Source organism: Kitasatospora sp. McL0602, from assembly GCF_052076145.1.
Lineage (GTDB): Bacteria > Actinomycetota > Actinomycetes > Streptomycetales > Streptomycetaceae > Kitasatospora.
This window is the reverse complement of the sequence record NZ_CP197246.1, coordinates 794,768-810,263: the sequence shown is the minus strand read 5'-3', so window position 1 is coordinate 810,263 and position 15,496 is coordinate 794,768. Positions and strand designations below refer to the sequence as shown.

Annotated in this window: 19 protein-coding genes; all 19 read left to right on the top strand. The window is 68.4% G+C overall.

Going from position 1 to position 15,496, the window contains the following annotated elements; translation table 11 throughout:
• Positions 1–7: 7 nt before the first annotated feature.
• The 19 genes from ACR68M_RS03805 (at position 8) to ACR68M_RS03715 (ending at position 15,496) form a co-directional block, all read left to right on the top strand.
• Positions 8–238 carry a hypothetical protein gene (locus ACR68M_RS03805; RefSeq protein ID WP_441248952.1) on the top strand — a complete coding sequence of 77 codons (231 nt, stop codon included), beginning with the start codon at positions 8–10 and terminating at the stop codon, positions 236–238.
• Positions 239–497: 259 nt separating this feature from the next.
• The gene (locus ACR68M_RS03800; RefSeq protein WP_441248951.1) at positions 498–2,147 is read left to right on the top strand and encodes a terminase; all 1,650 of its coding nucleotides are present in this window, start codon (positions 498–500) and stop codon (positions 2,145–2,147) included.
• The gene (locus ACR68M_RS03795) at positions 2,147–3,595 is read left to right on the top strand and encodes a phage portal protein (RefSeq protein ID WP_441248950.1); all 1,449 of its coding nucleotides are present in this window, start codon (positions 2,147–2,149) and stop codon (positions 3,593–3,595) included. The genes ACR68M_RS03800 and ACR68M_RS03795 overlap by 1 nt, the downstream gene beginning before the upstream one ends.
• Complete coding sequence (locus ACR68M_RS03790) at positions 3,519–4,433, top strand: VG15 protein (protein ID WP_441248949.1); 915 nt, start codon at positions 3,519–3,521, stop codon at positions 4,431–4,433. Before ACR68M_RS03795 ends, ACR68M_RS03790 begins: the two co-directional genes overlap by 77 nt.
• 9 nt (positions 4,434–4,442) lie before the next feature.
• The gene (locus ACR68M_RS03785) at positions 4,443–4,919 is read left to right on the top strand and encodes a hypothetical protein (protein ID WP_441248948.1); all 477 of its coding nucleotides are present in this window, start codon (positions 4,443–4,445) and stop codon (positions 4,917–4,919) included.
• A gap of 69 nt (positions 4,920–4,988) precedes the next feature.
• Positions 4,989–5,933 (top strand): P22 phage major capsid protein family protein, encoded by a 945-nt coding sequence (locus tag ACR68M_RS03780; protein WP_441248947.1) that lies wholly within the window; start codon positions 4,989–4,991, stop codon positions 5,931–5,933.
• Positions 5,891–6,259 carry a fibronectin type III domain-containing protein gene (locus tag ACR68M_RS03775; protein ID WP_441251505.1) on the top strand — a complete coding sequence of 123 codons (369 nt, stop codon included), beginning with the start codon at positions 5,891–5,893 and terminating at the stop codon, positions 6,257–6,259. Before ACR68M_RS03780 ends, ACR68M_RS03775 begins: the two co-directional genes overlap by 43 nt.
• A 9-nt stretch (positions 6,260–6,268) precedes the next feature.
• Positions 6,269–6,697 carry a hypothetical protein gene (locus ACR68M_RS03770; RefSeq protein ID WP_441248946.1) on the top strand — a complete coding sequence of 143 codons (429 nt, stop codon included), beginning with the start codon at positions 6,269–6,271 and terminating at the stop codon, positions 6,695–6,697.
• Positions 6,694–7,083 (top strand): hypothetical protein, encoded by a 390-nt coding sequence (locus ACR68M_RS03765; protein WP_441248945.1) that lies wholly within the window; start codon positions 6,694–6,696, stop codon positions 7,081–7,083. Before ACR68M_RS03770 ends, ACR68M_RS03765 begins: the two co-directional genes overlap by 4 nt.
• 10 nt (positions 7,084–7,093) lie before the next feature.
• Positions 7,094–7,351: a DUF5403 family protein gene (locus tag ACR68M_RS03760; protein ID WP_441248944.1), complete on the top strand. Its 258-nt coding sequence runs from the start codon at positions 7,094–7,096 to the stop codon at positions 7,349–7,351.
• Positions 7,348–7,806 (top strand): phage tail termination protein, encoded by a 459-nt coding sequence (locus tag ACR68M_RS03755; protein WP_441248943.1) that lies wholly within the window; start codon positions 7,348–7,350, stop codon positions 7,804–7,806. The genes ACR68M_RS03760 and ACR68M_RS03755 overlap by 4 nt, the downstream gene beginning before the upstream one ends.
• A complete protein-coding gene (locus ACR68M_RS03750) occupies positions 7,803–8,483 on the top strand; it encodes a hypothetical protein (protein ID WP_441248942.1) in 681 nt (226 codons plus the stop codon). Before ACR68M_RS03755 ends, ACR68M_RS03750 begins: the two co-directional genes overlap by 4 nt.
• Positions 8,484–8,564: 81 nt before the next feature.
• The gene (locus ACR68M_RS03745; protein ID WP_441248941.1) at positions 8,565–8,903 is read left to right on the top strand and encodes a hypothetical protein; all 339 of its coding nucleotides are present in this window, start codon (positions 8,565–8,567) and stop codon (positions 8,901–8,903) included.
• Positions 8,864–9,397: a hypothetical protein gene (locus ACR68M_RS03740; protein WP_441248940.1), complete on the top strand. Its 534-nt coding sequence runs from the start codon at positions 8,864–8,866 to the stop codon at positions 9,395–9,397. Before ACR68M_RS03745 ends, ACR68M_RS03740 begins: the two co-directional genes overlap by 40 nt.
• 42 nt (positions 9,398–9,439) lie before the next feature.
• A complete protein-coding gene (locus ACR68M_RS03735; RefSeq protein ID WP_441248939.1) occupies positions 9,440–11,572 on the top strand; it encodes a phage tail protein in 2,133 nt (710 codons plus the stop codon).
• On the top strand, positions 11,562–12,512 hold the full coding sequence (locus ACR68M_RS03730; protein WP_441248938.1) for a phage distal tail protein: 951 nt from the start codon (positions 11,562–11,564) through the stop codon (positions 12,510–12,512). The genes ACR68M_RS03735 and ACR68M_RS03730 overlap by 11 nt, the downstream gene beginning before the upstream one ends.
• Positions 12,513–12,521: 9 nt before the next feature.
• Positions 12,522–13,703 (top strand): hypothetical protein, encoded by a 1,182-nt coding sequence (locus tag ACR68M_RS03725; protein WP_441248937.1) that lies wholly within the window; start codon positions 12,522–12,524, stop codon positions 13,701–13,703.
• A 12-nt stretch (positions 13,704–13,715) separates the two neighbouring features.
• On the top strand, positions 13,716–14,924 hold the full coding sequence (locus tag ACR68M_RS03720; RefSeq protein ID WP_441248936.1) for a hypothetical protein: 1,209 nt from the start codon (positions 13,716–13,718) through the stop codon (positions 14,922–14,924).
• Positions 14,921–15,496 carry a hypothetical protein gene (locus ACR68M_RS03715; RefSeq protein WP_441248935.1) on the top strand — a complete coding sequence of 192 codons (576 nt, stop codon included), beginning with the start codon at positions 14,921–14,923 and terminating at the stop codon, positions 15,494–15,496. Before ACR68M_RS03720 ends, ACR68M_RS03715 begins: the two co-directional genes overlap by 4 nt.

Sequence of the window (15,496 nt, the reverse complement as noted above, 5' to 3'; positions counted from 1 at the left end):
GGCCGCCATGGCTCGCCGCAAGGCCCGCCGCGACAGCGGCCCCTCGGACGAGGCGATCCGCACCGCCCGGACGATCACCTATTACGAAGCGTGCCTGGACTCCGAGGTCCCCCACGCTGTCGCCCGCGAACTGTGGGCGCACGACATGACGAAGCCCTTCACGGCTGGCACCCACGTCTCCGAGACGGACGCCCGGCTGCTGGAGGAGCGCGCCCTCCTTGGGGCCGCTCCACTGTGATCTGCGCCACAAGTATGAGCGGTACTCATAAAGCGTGACGATCGCTCATAACAGGAATTTGCTTCCCGCTGAAGTGCTGGTCTACTGCCTTCATGTTGCAGACAACGGGCTATGCAGCCCTGGCCTACATCGTGCTTGTCGGAGCCGTCGCCGTCCTTGCGGTGCTGCACCGTAACGCCGAAACGCGGAAGCGTGCGCTCGCTGTTCTCAGGGTCCTTCTCCCGCGAAAGCGGTAGGCCGGTAGTGCGTAGGAGGTTCGTTGCTTACCTACGACCCCATACGCACCATCCCCGACACGGTCCCCGCCCCGAACCGCACCCTCGCCGGGGAACTTCTCCGCTGGTCGGCCTACGCCTTCCGGCCGGACTTCAAGTTCACCCCGGAGCAGGTCCGCATCCTGGCCCGCTGGTACGAGTTGCGCGACGACGCCGTTCCCGAGGACCCGAACGACCCCGAGACCTGGGGTCGCGGCTTCCGGCACGAGTCCGGCACCCTGCGCCGCCTCAAGGGCTGGGGCAAGGACCCGATGATGGCGGCCGTCTGCGCGATGGAGTTCGTCGGCCCGTGCCGCTTGACCGGCTTCCGCCGCGACGGTTCGCCGATCGGTGGTCCGCCGCAGGAAGCATGGGTGCAGATCTTCGCCACGGCTGCCGGTCAGAACGTCAACACGATGTCGGCCTTCTCCACGATCTTCTCGCAGGCTGCGATCGACCGGTACGAGATCAAGCTCGGCCAGGAGGTCTGCTACGCCTCGCAGGTCGATACGGACGGCCGGCAGTGCCGTCTGGAGGCGAAGGCGTCGTCCTTCCGTGCTGCCGAGGGTGGCCGCCCCTCCTACGCGCTGCTCAACGAGACCTGGCACTGGGTGGAGGGTAATCACGGCCCCCGCCTGGCGGCCACGATCCGCCCCAACGCCACGAAGGTTGGCGGCCGGACGATGGAGATCACGAACGCCCCGGTGATCGGGGAAGACTCCGTCGCCGAGGGGTCCTGGTACGCCTTCGAGAAGCAGCGCGACGGGGTGAACCACGACGCCGGTATCTACTACGACTCGGTGGAGGCCCCGCCGGGCGTGGACCTCGCCGACGCTGACCAGCTCCGGGCCGCGCTGCTGTGTGCCCGTGGCGACGCGGTGTGGATCAACCCCGACCGCGTGATGAAGGACATCTGGTCCGCCTCCACGTCCGAGGACGAGTCCCGCCGCAAGTACCTCAACCAGCTCAGCTCGCACGACGACGCGCTGGTGGACCGCGACCGCTGGGAGGCAGGCGTGGTCGAGGCCGCCGAGGCGATCAAGCCGGGCGAGCGGATCGTCCTGGGCTTCGACGGTGGCAAGACGGACGACGCAACTGCCCTGGTGGCGATGCGCGTTCGGGACAAGCTCGTCCAGAAGCTCGCCGTCTGGGAGAAGCCCGACGGCCCGGCCGGCAAGGGCTGGGAGGTGGACGGCGAGGAGGTCTCCGACTTCCTCGCGTACGTCTTCAAGCGCTACACGGTCGTGGCGTTCTTCGCCGACGTGGCGGGCTGGGAGTCCTACGTGGCCACCTGGTCCGAGCTGTACGGCCCGAAGCTGCTGATCAAGGCGTCCGGCAAGTCGTCGTGCGGCTTCGACATGCGCGCGAACCAGCGCGAGATCACGGTCGAGCACGAGGCCCTGGTGGGCGCGATCGAGAAGGCCGACTTCCCGCACGTCCGCGACTACACGCTGATGCGCCACGCCCTCAACGCCCGTAAGCGGCCCAACAAGTACGGCATCGGCTTCGGCAAGGAGTCGCGGGAGTCGGCCCTCAAGGTCGATGCCTACGCCGCAATGCTCATCTGCTGGATTGCTCATCGCCGTCTCACCGAGAGCGGCAAGCTCAAGGCCCCAAAGACGCCGGGCCGACTCACTATGGGAGGTGGCTTCTGATGACCGACTCCGTGGTGGTCCGTGCCCAGCACGGCCGGGAGTTGATATCCCGGGACTACGACCGGCTGAACCTCGCTGATCGCTACTACCGAGGCTTGCACCGTGCACCGTGGATGCCGCGCAAGGCCAACGCCGAGTTCAAGGACCTGGTCAAGCGGTCCATCCTGAACCTCACCGGCCTGATCATCGACACTCCGTCCTCTGCGCTGCGGGTGGACGGCTTCCGCCGGCCGGGCTCGGGCGAGAACGCGCCTGAGTGGAAACACTGGCAGAAGAACCGGCTGGACTCCCGCCAACGGGCGGTGCACAAGGCCGCGTTCGTCTCCGGAGCTGCCTACGTGGCGGTGACACCGGACCCCCGCCGAGGCCGCAAGGGTCCGGTGGTCCGGGGCTTCGACGCGATCAACACGACCGTGGCGTTCCAGGACCCGACGATGGACGAGTTCCCGCTGTACGCGGTGCACGTCCCGGAGAACCAGCCCGACGACGGCACGGAGGTTGCCATGGTCTGGGACGACCGGGCGGAGTACCGCGTCGTACTCGACGGCCCGAAGGGCTCAAAGGTCGTCACCACGATCCCGCACGACATAGGCGTCTGCCCCGTCGTCCGTTTCGCCCCGGAGACCGACCTCCGGGGTCGCTGCCGGGGTCTGGTGGACCCGCTGATCGTCTCGCAGGACCGCCTCAACCAGCAGGTCTTGTCGCTGCTGCTGTCGCAGCACTGGGGCGCGCACGCGATCCGCTTCGGCACGGGCCTGGCTCCGACGGAGAAGCTGGACCCGGAGACGGGCGACCCGGTGTGCGACCCGGAGACGGGGGAGCCGGTCTACGAGGTGCCGCTGCTGGACCCGTCCGCGCTCCTGATGGCCCCGAACTCCGACGCGAAGTTCGGCCAGCTGCCGGCCTCGCCGACGGGCGACCTCCAGAAGTCCATCCGCGCCACCATGGAGGAGATGACGGCGCTGGGCGACGTCCCGCCGCATCACCTGATGGCCGACATGGTGAACCTGTCGGCCGACGCCATGGCCGCCTCGGAGTCGTCCTTCAAGGCCGCGCTGGCCGGGTTCCAGGAGTCCTTCGGGGAGTCCTGGGAGACGGTCCTGCGCCTGTGCGCCGTGGTCGAGGGCGGCTCCCTGGATCAGGACGAGTCTCAGGTGGAGTGGGCGGACAAGTCGATGCGCTCGCTCGGCCAGGCGGCCGACGCGATGACGAAGCTGATGCAGCAGGGCGTCCCGCTGGCTGTGGCTCTCCGCAAGGTGCCGGGCTTCACGCAGTCGGACATTGACGAGTCGGTGAAGGCGGCCGAGGAGGCTGCCGCGAAGGAGGAGGCGCGCGAGCAGCGTGCCCTTGACGCCGCGAAGGAGACCCGCGATGGCGTGGACACCCCGAACGGCCGACGTGCTGAAAACGGCGGCGGCGTTCAAGCTGGCGCAAAGCGCTCTGGCTGACGACTTCGCCGAGCGCTGGGCGGTGGTGCTGGCCGGCACCACCGCCGCCGACCTGGCGGGGTCGATGACCTCGCTGGGTGCCCAGTACCGGGCGGCTGTGACGGAGGCCGCGGAGGCGTCCTACGCCTTGGCGGTCTCGTACTACCGCCTGGTGCGGGCCCTTGAGACGGGGCATGTGATCGGCGGGCCGGGCTTCAAGCCTCGTTCCTCCCTGGGCTCCCTGTGGTCGGACTTCAACGGCCGGGTGGGCCGCCGGGTGGGCACGGGCCCGCGCGAGGTGCTGCCGTCGCTGACCCGCGATCCCTTCCCCGCGAGGGACGTTGAGCGGATCGCCAAGGACGCGGACGCTGCGTTCCGGGAGCACGTCCGGGAGAAGGCGGAGAAGGTCCGCAAGGACCGGCCGAAGCCCTCGGGCGGCCTGGACGACCCGGAGCTGATCGCCTGGGAGAAGGAGTTCCAGGAGTCCCTGGCCTCGGGCTCCACGGGTGCCGGCCAGACCATCGCGCAGGACGGTGGCCGAGACGTGATCCACCAGACGATCCACGACGACCCGGGCGCGCTGGGCTACTTCCGCGACCCCTCGCCCGGGGCCTGCTACCGCTGCGTGATGCTCGCCTCTCGCGGGGCGGTCTTCAAGTCGCGCTCCGCTGCGGCGGCGAAATTCCACGACCACTGCAAGTGCCAGCCGGTGCCGATCTTCTCCCGCCGCTACCGGCTCAAGGAGTCCACGCAACACGCGGTTGACCTCTGGAAACAGTTCGTCCGAGAGACGGGCGGCGGCAACCAGGAGGACTTCCGGACGTGGCTCCACCACAAGGGATACCGCAAACGACGCTAGGAGAGACCCATGGCTGAAACCCCCGAGACCCCCACCCCGGCCGACGTGAAGCCGGGCGGCGTGGAGAACCCCGCGAACCCCCCGAAGCCGGAGGTCCCCGAGACTCCGAAGCCGTCGGAGCCCGACTACAAGGCGCTCTACGAGAAGTCGCAGGGCGACCTCGCGGAGCTGGGCGAGCGGGTCACCGCCGCGAATGGCGAGAAGGACGAGGCCGGCATCGAGGCGGACGAGCTGCGCGCCCAGGTGACGCACCTCCAGGAGAAGGCCCTCCGGGACCGGATCGCTGCCGAGTACAACCTGCCTCCCGTCCTGGCCAAGCTCGTGCAGGGCGGTGACGAGGCCGCCGTCCGCGCCCACGCCGAGGAGCTGGCCGCCGTGGCCGATCCGAAGCCGGTCCTGGGCTCGGGGGGCCTGACCCCGGCCGCCCCGAAGAAGTTCGACCCCGACGAGGTGGCCCGGCGCGCACTCGCCCCGCTGGCCTGGTAAGGCCCCCGCTCCGTCAACTCCCCTGGGCCCACAGGATTCCTGTGGGCCTCATTCATGAGAGGAATCACCATGGCCGACATCCCGAACTCCTTCCTCACCGAGGAGGAGGGCCACATTGCGTCCACCGCCCTGAGCATGCTCCGGGACTCGCTGATCCTGGGCCGCCTGGTCTGGCGCGACGCGGAGAACGACTTCCACGGCCGGGTGGGCAACCTGGTCAACATCGAGATCCCGGGCCACGCTGGCGGCGCGATGGACATCGCGGCTACCCCCGGCGATCTGGACAAGGGTTCTAAGATCACCGCCTACAACGGTGTCAAGGACCAGTCTCAGCCACTCAAGCTGACGAACCACTTCGCCCACCCGGTCAAGCTCTCCGCCAAGGAGATGACCCTGGATCTCGACAACTTCGCGGCCCGTGTGCTGCGCCGTCAGGTCAAGGAGCTGGCCGAACTGGTGGAAGCCAGCGTGGCCTCCCTCATGAACACCGAGATCGCTGCCGCGACGGTCAACGCGACCGAGAAGGAGGCCCTTCTCGACGCCATCACCGACGCTGGTGTCTTCCTGGACGAGAACGGCGTTTCCGAGGACGGCCGGATCATCGTCGCCTCCCCGGCCGCCTACGGCCTGCTCGTCAAGAACGAGATCCTGACCCGGGTCAACGAGTCCGGCACCTCCGGCGCGCTGCGCAAGGCCGAGGTCGGCGAGATTCGCGGCTTCACCGTGTACAAGTCGAACTTCCTCAAGGACGGCATGCTGTGCATGACCCGCGAGGCGTTCGTGGCGGCCGTGGTCGCCCCGGCAGCCGCGATGGGTACCAAGTCGGCTACCGCCAACGAGGGCGGCTACTCGCTGCGCTGGCTCCAGGACTTCGACATGGGCAGCGTCTCGGACGTGTCCGTGCTGGACACCTTCTTCGGTGCGGTCAAGACCGACCCGCAGGAGACCTACGACGGCGGCGAGCTGTACCGCTGCACTGCGATCAAGACCGTGAAGGGCGAGCCGTCTTTCTGACGGCCCCGACCGGCCTCAAGGCGGAGAGCGTCACCGAGAAGTCGGCGGCGCTCTCCTGGGAGGCCGTGAGCGGGGCCAATCAGTACCAGGTCACCATCAACGGTGGCACTCCGAAGCAGGTGACGGAGCCGAAGTACGCGGCGTCCGGCCTGACTGCGGCCACGAAGTACACGTGGACCGTGGTGGCTCAGGACACCACGGGTGCTGCCCAGGACTCCCCGGCGTCCACGCCGGCCGAGTTCACCACGAAGGAGACGCCCGAGCAGCAGGAGGTGTCGGCTGCCCGCGCGTCGGCGGTTCGCCGACGCACCCGCACCGCTGAGTAAGGAGTCCTGATGGCGCTGACGGTTGAGTGTCTGTTCAAGCGCCTGGGCAAGCCCGTTCCCGAGGAGGGCTCTCCTGACTGGGAGCGGGCTTCTGCCGCGCTGGACGACGCCTTCTGGGTTATCGCCGCGTACGGGCATCCGTGCTGGACGCCGGAGAAGCACCCGAAGGTGATCCGGACGCTGGCCCTGGTGGTCGCGGAGCGGCGCTTCCGTAACCCCGAGGGCTACGTTCAGGAGCAGGTCGGCGAGGTCTCATACCGCATGTCGGACGGGACGCCGATGGGGCTCTCCCTCACGCGAGGCGAGCAGGCCCTCATTGACCGTGTGTCAGGCCGCGGTGGCCTCAAGTCCGTGCGGGCGACCCGCGACGTGGTCTCGCGGGGGATGCAGGTCGGGTATCCGTACCCGAACCCCGAGGGGCCTTGGGGGGCAGCATGAGCCTCCTGGACCGAGGCCGTACCGAAGTCCTGATCCACAAGGTGGAGATGGTGGACGACGGCTACGGCGACAAGCGCCCCTCCGCCGCTGGCACCGTGCGCGTCATGGCTTGGGTGATGCCGGTCGGCGACGCGGCTGGTTGGCGGGCCCCGGTGGGCGCGCAGGTCGGCTGGTCTCCGCCGATCCGGAAGAAGGTCGTGTTCCCGGCTGGGACGTTGATCGACAAGTGGTCCGCTGTGGAGTTCGCCGACCAGGCCGAGGGCGATCCCGGTGTGTGCTGGACCGTGGTGGACCCGCCGCGTCCGCACCTCGGGGCCTCGGACCGGATGCGGTTCGTGACCGTGGTGGTTGAGGGGGGTGGGCAGAGTGGCGGAGGTTCGCCCTGACCTGGACTCCGTGGTCGCTGGGCTTCCGGGCGTGATGGCGGTGTTGAAGCTGGAGGCCCTGGAGCGCGAGCAGCGCATCCGGGCGAAGGCTGCCGCCCACGTGGACACGGGGCAGTTCATCGCGGGTCTCAAGGTGAAGCGTCACCGCAAGGGCTACGCGATCGTGAACAACGACCCGGAGGCGGCTCACAAGAACTGGGGTGGCTACAACCACCGAGCGAACCGGTTCGTTGACGGTATTCACGCGATGGAGGCCGCCCTGTGGTGACGATCTCCGAGGACTTCGTGATGCCGGACTCCGAGCGGCTGCTGCTGGACGGCCTGCGGCTGGTGTTCCCGGACTACCGCTGTGCGGTGTACCTGCCGACGGATTGGCAGATCGCCCTCCGGGAGGCCGGCGGCCTGGTGGTTGCCCGCCGTGTCGGCGGTGTCGTCCGGGAGAAGCGCTTCATTGACGACGGCATGTTCAACGTCCAGACGTACGCGACTTCGCGTTCGCACGCCTCCTGGATGGCCCGCAAGGCGCGCGCCGGCCTGGTGCAGCTCACCCGGGCCCAGTGGGGCAACGACGACGGCCATTTCTCCCGCTTCCGTGAGGCGACGGGCCCGTTCATGACGACCGACCCCATGACCGAGGCCCAGCCGGATTTCAGCCGGTTCACGGCCAACTACATGATCCAGACCCGTGCCCGGCGGCGCGGGCTGCGAAAGGAGACTGAATGAGCACCCCCGCCGAGCAGAGCGTCCTCGTCCCGGGTACCGGCTACATCTACGTGGCGGAGCCGGGCACCCCGATGCCGAAGCTGATCAAGGGCTTCGACCCGAAGGACCCGAAGACCTGGGGCACCGACGGCGCGAAGTGGACCAGCGTCGGGAACACCTCGCTCGACAACGGCATCGAGTACAGCGTCGATGGCGACGAGCCGGAGACCCTGGGGTCCTGGCAGAACAAGGCCCTCAAGGTCACCAACCCGGGCAAGGTCTACGCCGTGACCATCAACCTGGAGGACTTCACCGAGGAGAGCTACAAGCTCTACTACGGCACCGCGAAGGGTGTGGGCGCGGACGGCATGTTCGTCATCCCGAACTCTCCGGCGGCCCAGCCTCGGGCCCTCCTGATCGTCGCCGTTGACGGCGAGCACGCGGTGGTCTGGCACTACCTCAAGGCCGAGATCATCGGTTCGGACGGCACCACCCTGGACCCGGCGGCCCTGGCCGAGATGCCCGTGAAGGCCACCGTGGTCTCGCACAACACCTCCGCCCCGCTCGGCACCGTGTCGCCGGTCTTCGACCTGAACGACGGCCTGCCCGGCCAGGAGGAGCCCGGTGGCGGCGACTCGTACGAGCTGGCCGACGAAGCCCCCTCCCTGGTCAAGCCGAAGGCCATCGGCCTTCGCTGACCCGTCTGCCCGGTCCTGGCGTCCTGCCGGGGCCGGGCAGCGCTGTATTCACAACGCTGTAGGAGAGATTGAGAGACCGTCATGAGCACCCTGAATTTCGCTGACCTCAAGGCCGAGGCGGACAAGAAGCACGCCGGTGGCCTCAAGTTCGTGGCCGCGAACGGCAAGAAGATCCGGCTTCGTCGGATCGAGGCGGTTCCTGCCGGGGACCTCCAGGCCATCATGCAGTACATGGACGTCATGCAGTCCGAGAAGGTGTCCGATGCCCGCCGGATCGAGGCCATGGGCAACATGGTCGTGGCGGCCTCCTCGGACAAGAAGGCGATGCGGGCCTCGGTGGACGCACTCCCGCTGGATTCCCTGATGACCATCTGCGAGGCGTGGATGGAGGAGGCCGCGCCGGGGGAAGCGTCGGCCTGATCAAGCTGCTGGACAAGCACGGAGCGGAGATCGCCGCCGACCTGCGCCGCTTCTGCGGCGTGGACATCGTTGACTGGGTCCACGGCCGGCACTCGGCCCGCTTCGTCCTGGGCCTGATCGGGACCTTCCCTGACGAGTCCGCCACCGTGGCAGCGATGCGCGGTGGCCGCGAGGCCCTGGGATGGGGCCCGCAGACGTACATCCTCGCCGACCTGGTGGACGCCGTGCAGGCGTTGACCCATGTACAGGTGGCGAAGGCGAGCAAGAACCCGCGCACGGTGGACAAGCCGAAGCCGTACGCGCGGCCGTACGCGAAGCGTGCGAAGGGTGGCGGGCCGAACCCGTTCGCCAAGGCGCTGGCCCGTGGGGTCGGCGAGGGTGGCGGAGTCCTCACGGAGGACGCGGTGGCCACCCCCAACCAGTTCAAGCTACCGGCGGCCGTGGCCGCGCGCTCCGGCTCGCTGCCGAAGGCTCCGCCGGTCCGACTCACGTAGGAGGTGGGAATGGCCGGTCCTGGTGGCAAGGAAGCCGGTCGAGTGCACGTCCGCGTGGTCCCGGATACGGACGGCTTCCGCCAGCGTCTCAAGCAGTACCTGGAGATGCTGGAGAAGTACAGCAAGCTCAAGATCAAGGTCGAGCTGAATGACGGCGGGGTTGGTGCCCGGCTGAATCAGCTCACCCGTGATCGCCGCGTGAACATCCGGGCGGAGGCCGACACGGCCGCTGCTGCGGCTCGCATCGCGGCGCTTGCCCGGGACCGCAGGGCGCGAATCGACGTAGACGCCGACGTGCGCGACGCCGAGCGGCAGGTCCGTGGGTTCACCGGACGCCGCTGGCGACTGCTGATCAACATCCACATGGCCCGGGGCGGCATCGACCGCATCAAGTCCGGTATCGCGGACATGGGTCGGGGGCTGGCCACGATCGGCCGGGGTGTGGGCCAGCTGTTCACACAGGCAGGGCAAGCCGTCTCGACGCTCGCAGACGGCATCACGGGGATGGCCAGGGGAGCGGCCGGCATGGCTGCGGGCTTTGCCCAGACGGCTGCTGCGGCGCTCCCCCTGCTGGCCACCGTGATGGCCATCGCCGCCTGGGTGACCGTCGTCGCCTCGGGCCTGATCGCCGTCATCGCGCTGGCGGCCCTCCCGATCCTCCCTATCGGTCTGGCGGCCATCGCTGCGGCCGGGAACATGAAGGAGCTGGGCGACAAGGCCGAGGACGCGATGATCCGCGTCTCGGAGGCGTTGAAGCCCGCAACGGCTTCCATGCGCGAGGAGTTCGGCGGCGCGCTCAAGGACATCACGGCCTGGTTCAAGCAGGCCGAGCCGATGATCAAGGGTTTCTTCGACTCCGGAGCCCAGTTCGTCCGGCCGATGGTGGACTCGATCCTCCAGTTCACGGACGTGCTGTTCCCGAAGCTCACGGCCGCCATGAACTCGGCCGGGATGAAGCAGTTCACCGACGCGCTGCCGGCCGCGCTGGTCGGGATCGGCGATGCCCTGGGGGACTTCTTCGTCACCCTGGCCGACGGCGGAGGCCGACTCAAGGAGATCCTTCCTCCGCTGGTCTCAATCCTGGATCAACTGCTCCAGGGCATAGCCAAGTTGGCTGTCCAGTTCTCACCCCAGATCGCCGAGGCGGTCCAGAATTTCGCCGACGCGATCGGGCACTTCTTCCGGATCTTCGCGGACAACGCGGACGCCACGGTCTTCCTCATGAAGGCCGTGGACGTGGCCCTGAACCTGCTGCTCGCCTCCTTCGAGGTGGCGATGACGGGGCTGGACTTCATCGTCGGCGCGGCCAAGGCGGCCTGGCAGGGCATCCAGGCGGCCTGGGACGGGATCGTGGCCGGCACCTCCGCCGCCTGGTCCGCCGTGGTCAGCGTCGTCTCGGAAGCCTGGGAGTCGATCAAGTCCGGTGTCTCCTCTGCGGTTTCGGCGGTGGTCTCGTGGGTCTCGGAGGCGTGGAACTCCGTGAAGTCCTGGACCTCGGATGCATGGAACTCCGTGAAGTCCTGGACCTCGGACGCGTGGAACTCCGTGACGTCGTTCGTCTCGGACGCCGTGGAGAACGTGAAGTCAGCGGTCTCGGGGGCCTGGGACAGCGTCAAGACCTGGACCTCCGAAGCTTGGGAGACGGTCAAGCGGGCCGTGTCGGATGCCTGGAACTCGATCAAGGAAGCGGTGTCGCAGGGTATCTCCTCGGTCGTCGGCTTCGTCTCGGAGCTGCCGGGGAAGATCATCGGCGCACTGGGTGACCTCGCGGGCTCGATGTTCGATGCGGGCAAGAAGGCGATCCAGGGCCTTGTGGACGGCTTGGGGTCGATCGACGTCATGGGCGTGGTTGGCGGAATTCTCGGCAAGGTGAAGGACGCGGCGTCGGGCATCGGCAGCATCCTCGGGTTCTCCGTCCCGGTGGAGGCGGACACGCAGAAGCTGCCAGCCCCTGTGCCTGTCGCCTCTCCCCTTCCCAACGTCGCCGACCAGGTGGGTCGCCTGGACGCCTACAGCTACGGCCGGTCGGCCGCCCGTGCTCTCCAGCCGGGTACCGAGGCGGCGCTGTCCCGTCTGGGTCGCGGCCCGTCGATCACGGTCAACGCGCGCACCAACGCGGACCCGTACGAGATCGGCAAGCAGATCGCATGGGAGTTGAAGACGAGTGGACGCTGAAACGTTCCTGCACGAGTTTGCCCGTCCGCAGTCGGACGTTCCCCCCGGAAGGCCGTCTGCGGATACGCCCTTCACAGGCGAGGAGTGGACGGCCTGCTTCGACGGGGCCCTCCTCAACGGGAACTCCCCGATCATCCTGGAGGAGGTCTCGGGTCTCCTGGACGCCCCGGAGATTCGCACCTCGGACGCGGAACTGCTCCAGCGCGACGGGTTGGTGCCGGGGACTGACTACATGGGCGGTCGGTCGGTCGGCCTGTCCTTCCTGGTGACGGACCCACAGGCGGTGCCCCGGGTGCTGTCAGCATTCCGGGCCGGGGGAGACGAGCGCTTGTTCCGGTTCTCCTTCCCGGGCATAGCCAATGGCCTGGGGCAGCTCTTGGCCCGGGTGCGTCGTCGGTCCGCCCGGTTGGACGAGCGATACGTCGCGGGTGCTCGTCGCTTCGACGTGGAGCTGTTCGCCACGGACCCCCGTGTCTACGCAGGCGGGACGAGCCCACAGTCGGCGACGATCCCTGTGCAGGTCCCGCGTGCGGGCAAGGCGATCTTCCCTCTGTCGTTCCCGTTCACGCTGGCGGACGAGGAGGACGCGACCCCGTACGCGAGCCCGACGGTGGTCAACTACGGCTCTGCGGTGGCGTATCCGGTGATCACGTTGGTGGCCCGCGACGGCACGGTGCAGGACCCCGAGTTCTCGCTGTGGACGGCCGGCACCGAGCTGACGTTTTCCACGGTCGGTCTGACCCTGGTGCGCGGCTCAACGCTGGTCCTGGACATGGCCAACCGCCGCATCACGGTGGGCGGTTCGAGTCGGGCCCAGCACATCAAGCCGGGCTCTCAGTGGTTCGGCATCCCCCCTGGTGAAGGCCAGTTCCAACTTCGAGTCAAGGACGGCCCCGAGGGGCTCGCCGCGGAGGCCGTGTGGCGCTCCGCCTGGTTGTGAGGAGACCGAATGGCAGGCAGTGACCTCCGCGCGCCCATGTACGCCCAGAAGGGCCTGTATGACGCGCTGGACTTCCGGAACCTGACGGGCCGCCTTCGGGGCGGGCACGTGGGTGTGGCGGGATCTACGGCCCTTCACGTGACTCGCCTCGGTGAGGAGACGCACAAGCTCAACGTGGCGGCGGGCTCGCTGTGGCTCCCGGACAACGCAGAGGTGCGGCACGAGGCGTCACTGTACTTCGCCCACCTGGACGCGGACCTGGCGCTGGAGGTGGTGACCGAGGGCGCGGGCGACGCCCCGCTGGAGGCGGCCGTGGTCGCGTACGCGGACCCGGACGCGAAGGAGCCGGGCTCCCGCTCGCGGAAGCACACCGATCCCCGTCTCATGCTCCCCCCTGGCGGCATCGGCGACCCGTCGGTGCACGCCGCCGACGAGGAAGAGCGCTACTACGGCGGGTGGGCGATCGACATCGTCTATCCGAAGGACGGGCAGGACGGCCTCGCCATCCCCCGGAACGCCCTGGTACTGGCGAAGTTCAAGTACAACAACCAGGGGCTCGTGGACCAGCCGGAGGATTGGCGGTTCCACTCCGGCGTCGCCGAGCTGGTGCCCGGCCAGGTCCAGGTGGACACGACCCCGCTCCTGCACCTGCGGACGGCCGGCTCGCAGTCCCCGGCGGAGCTGGCGAAGCAGGCCCCCGAGGGCTCCCTGATCTACGACCACGTCCGCCAGACGATGGTGATGGTGACCAACCAGGCCGAGGGCCTGGTCAAGGGCATGTACGAGCAGCGCCACATGGAGTACCTGCGCGGCCCGGACAACTGGGAGGGCGACCTGTGGTGGCGCGACGAGGCTTCCCCGTCGAACTGGTTCCTGTTCCGGGAGTTCGAGATCCCGGCGGTGCCGTACGACCGATGGCTGGACTTCGTGTTCTTCCTCCAGGGCCACGACACGGTGGCGAACGCGGACTACCAGGGGTGGCTTCGTCTCTACTACGGCGACCAGTTGGTCAGCATCCGCGAGCCCCACGCCCCCGGCCGGGGCCAGCACATCACGCTCGAAGGCGGCAAGACGAAGGAGCTGCGTGCCGGCCAGTCCGCGAAGTTCCGCGTCGAGGGCGGTTGCACGGGCGGCATCCAGTGGACGAAGGGCCGCAACTCCTTCATCTCCGTGACCATGCAGCCGAAGTAGGAAGGAGTGCCTATGGCTTCGGCCTCCGAATACCGGGTGCTGATCTCGGAGTTCAAGAGCAAGGACGGCCTACCGCCAGCACTCAAGGGTGAGTTGCCGGTGTCGTCCATCCGGTTCCGGTCGATCTTCTCGGCCCCAGGGTCGGCGACGATTACGATCCCGCTGTCGGCGAACCCGTTGGCAGGGCTGGACTTCTCGCTGGTCTCGCCGTGGCGGGCCCTGATCCACATCCAACGCGGCACGCGCATCCTGTGGGCGGGCCCGCTGCTCTCCTGGAACGTGGACCTGTCTTCGGAGTCCGTGATGCTGGACGTGCTCGGCCTCTGGGGCTACTACCGGCGCTGCATCATCAACCGGGGTTCGTCACGGCACCCCGAGGGCTACATCGTCTCGCAGCTTGGTCAGCACACCATCGCGCGTGAGCTGATCCAGGAGTTCGGCGATCGGCCGGCACTGTGGGACCAGAACGACGTGTACGCCTCCAACGGGCCGAACGCGCTGAGCTTCGACCCGGCCCAGGACCCCGGCAAGCTCCGGGACCGGACGTACATCTGGTACGAGTGGAAGAACCTGGGTGAGGCGGTCGAACAACTCGCGGGTGTGATCGACGGGTTCGGCTTCCGCATCGACCACTCGCAGGACGCGGAGACGGGCCGGATCTCCAACCACTTCGTCTTCACCCCGCAGACGGGGGAGCCAACCCGCTTCATCCTGGAGCACGGAGTCAACTGCGATGTCACGTCGCTGACTTCGGACGGCGATCAGATGTGCACCGAGCCCTCCATGAACGGGCAGGGCGAGGGCTGGGGGCAGCTCAAGACGTGGTGGTACAACTGGGGTCTTGAGGGGGACGCGGATCGCCGCATTCCCCGGCTGGCCGTGGTGGAGACGCACAACTCCGTGTCCCGCCCGGAGACGCTGGCCGCCCACGCCTGGCGCACGGCCGCTGTCGGCCAGACGCCCATGGTCATCCCCGACGTGCGCTTGCACCCCAACGGCGACGTGACCCCCGCGAACCTGCGGGTCGGGCACATCGTCCGCGTCCGCATCGCGGTCCCTAACTGGCCATCCCTGGACGCCGATTACGTGGTGGACGAGATCGACGTATCTGTGTCGGGGACGGGCGAGGAGACCACCTTGGCCCTGGTCCCGCTCGAAATCTACAAGCGCGTGGAGGGCCTGGAGCCCGGCGACGGATCACCCACGGAGGAGCCCGAGTGACCTATGTTGGAAAGCCAACGCTGAGCCGGGAGTTCGGACGACTGGACTCCCGGCTCAGTGCTGTGGAGCGCCAGGCGACGGCGACCGGCGCAACGCTCCCCGTTGCCGAGTTCGAGGTCAACGCCACGCGCCACAACTGGCTGGCGGCCGGGGCGATCAGCACGCTGAACCTCGCCCACCCGACGATCCGGATCGACTTCCGGGTGGGAGTGCGAGCCGGATTCAGGGGCCACTACCGGCTGTTCGACGCGGACGCCGGCAGGCCCGTCTCGGACCAGTGGACCGTAGACGGCGTGGAGGGTGCAGCTCTGCGGTGGGCCACGGTCGAGTGGATGCCGCCCCGGTCCCTGTACGGCATCGGCGTGTGGAACCGCGTGACGCTCCAGCACCTCCAGGAGAGCCCAGAGGATGCCGGCGGGGTGTCCACCCGGATCGGCATGGCGACCGCGATGCCCCTGTCCAGCCTCCCCAACGCCACCCCTGGCGGAGTGTGGGGGCTGACCCCGCCGCCTCCCGGCTACAACACCCCCTTGCGCGAGGAGACGTTCCCCGCAATCAACTTCGAAAGGTGA

Bases quoted from the DNA above. Each gene is read 5' to 3' on its own strand.
- ACR68M_RS03805 (WP_441248952.1), top strand. From the start codon at position 8: ATGGCTCGCCGCAAGGCCCGCCGCGACAGCGGCCCCTCGGACGAGGCG.
- ACR68M_RS03795 (WP_441248950.1), top strand. From the start codon at position 2,147: ATGACCGACTCCGTGGTGGTCCGTGCCCAGCACGGCCGGGAGTTGATA.
- ACR68M_RS03790 (WP_441248949.1), top strand. From the start codon at position 3,519: ATGGCGTGGACACCCCGAACGGCCGACGTGCTGAAAACGGCGGCGGCG.
- ACR68M_RS03785 (WP_441248948.1), top strand. From the start codon at position 4,443: ATGGCTGAAACCCCCGAGACCCCCACCCCGGCCGACGTGAAGCCGGGC.
- ACR68M_RS03780 (WP_441248947.1), top strand. From the start codon at position 4,989: ATGGCCGACATCCCGAACTCCTTCCTCACCGAGGAGGAGGGCCACATT.
- ACR68M_RS03770 (WP_441248946.1), top strand. From the start codon at position 6,269: ATGGCGCTGACGGTTGAGTGTCTGTTCAAGCGCCTGGGCAAGCCCGTT.
- ACR68M_RS03765 (WP_441248945.1), top strand. From the start codon at position 6,694: ATGAGCCTCCTGGACCGAGGCCGTACCGAAGTCCTGATCCACAAGGTG.
- ACR68M_RS03750 (WP_441248942.1), top strand. From the start codon at position 7,803: ATGAGCACCCCCGCCGAGCAGAGCGTCCTCGTCCCGGGTACCGGCTAC.
- ACR68M_RS03745 (WP_441248941.1), top strand. From the start codon at position 8,565: ATGAGCACCCTGAATTTCGCTGACCTCAAGGCCGAGGCGGACAAGAAG.
- ACR68M_RS03725 (WP_441248937.1), top strand. From the start codon at position 12,522: ATGGCAGGCAGTGACCTCCGCGCGCCCATGTACGCCCAGAAGGGCCTG.
- ACR68M_RS03720 (WP_441248936.1), top strand. From the start codon at position 13,716: ATGGCTTCGGCCTCCGAATACCGGGTGCTGATCTCGGAGTTCAAGAGC.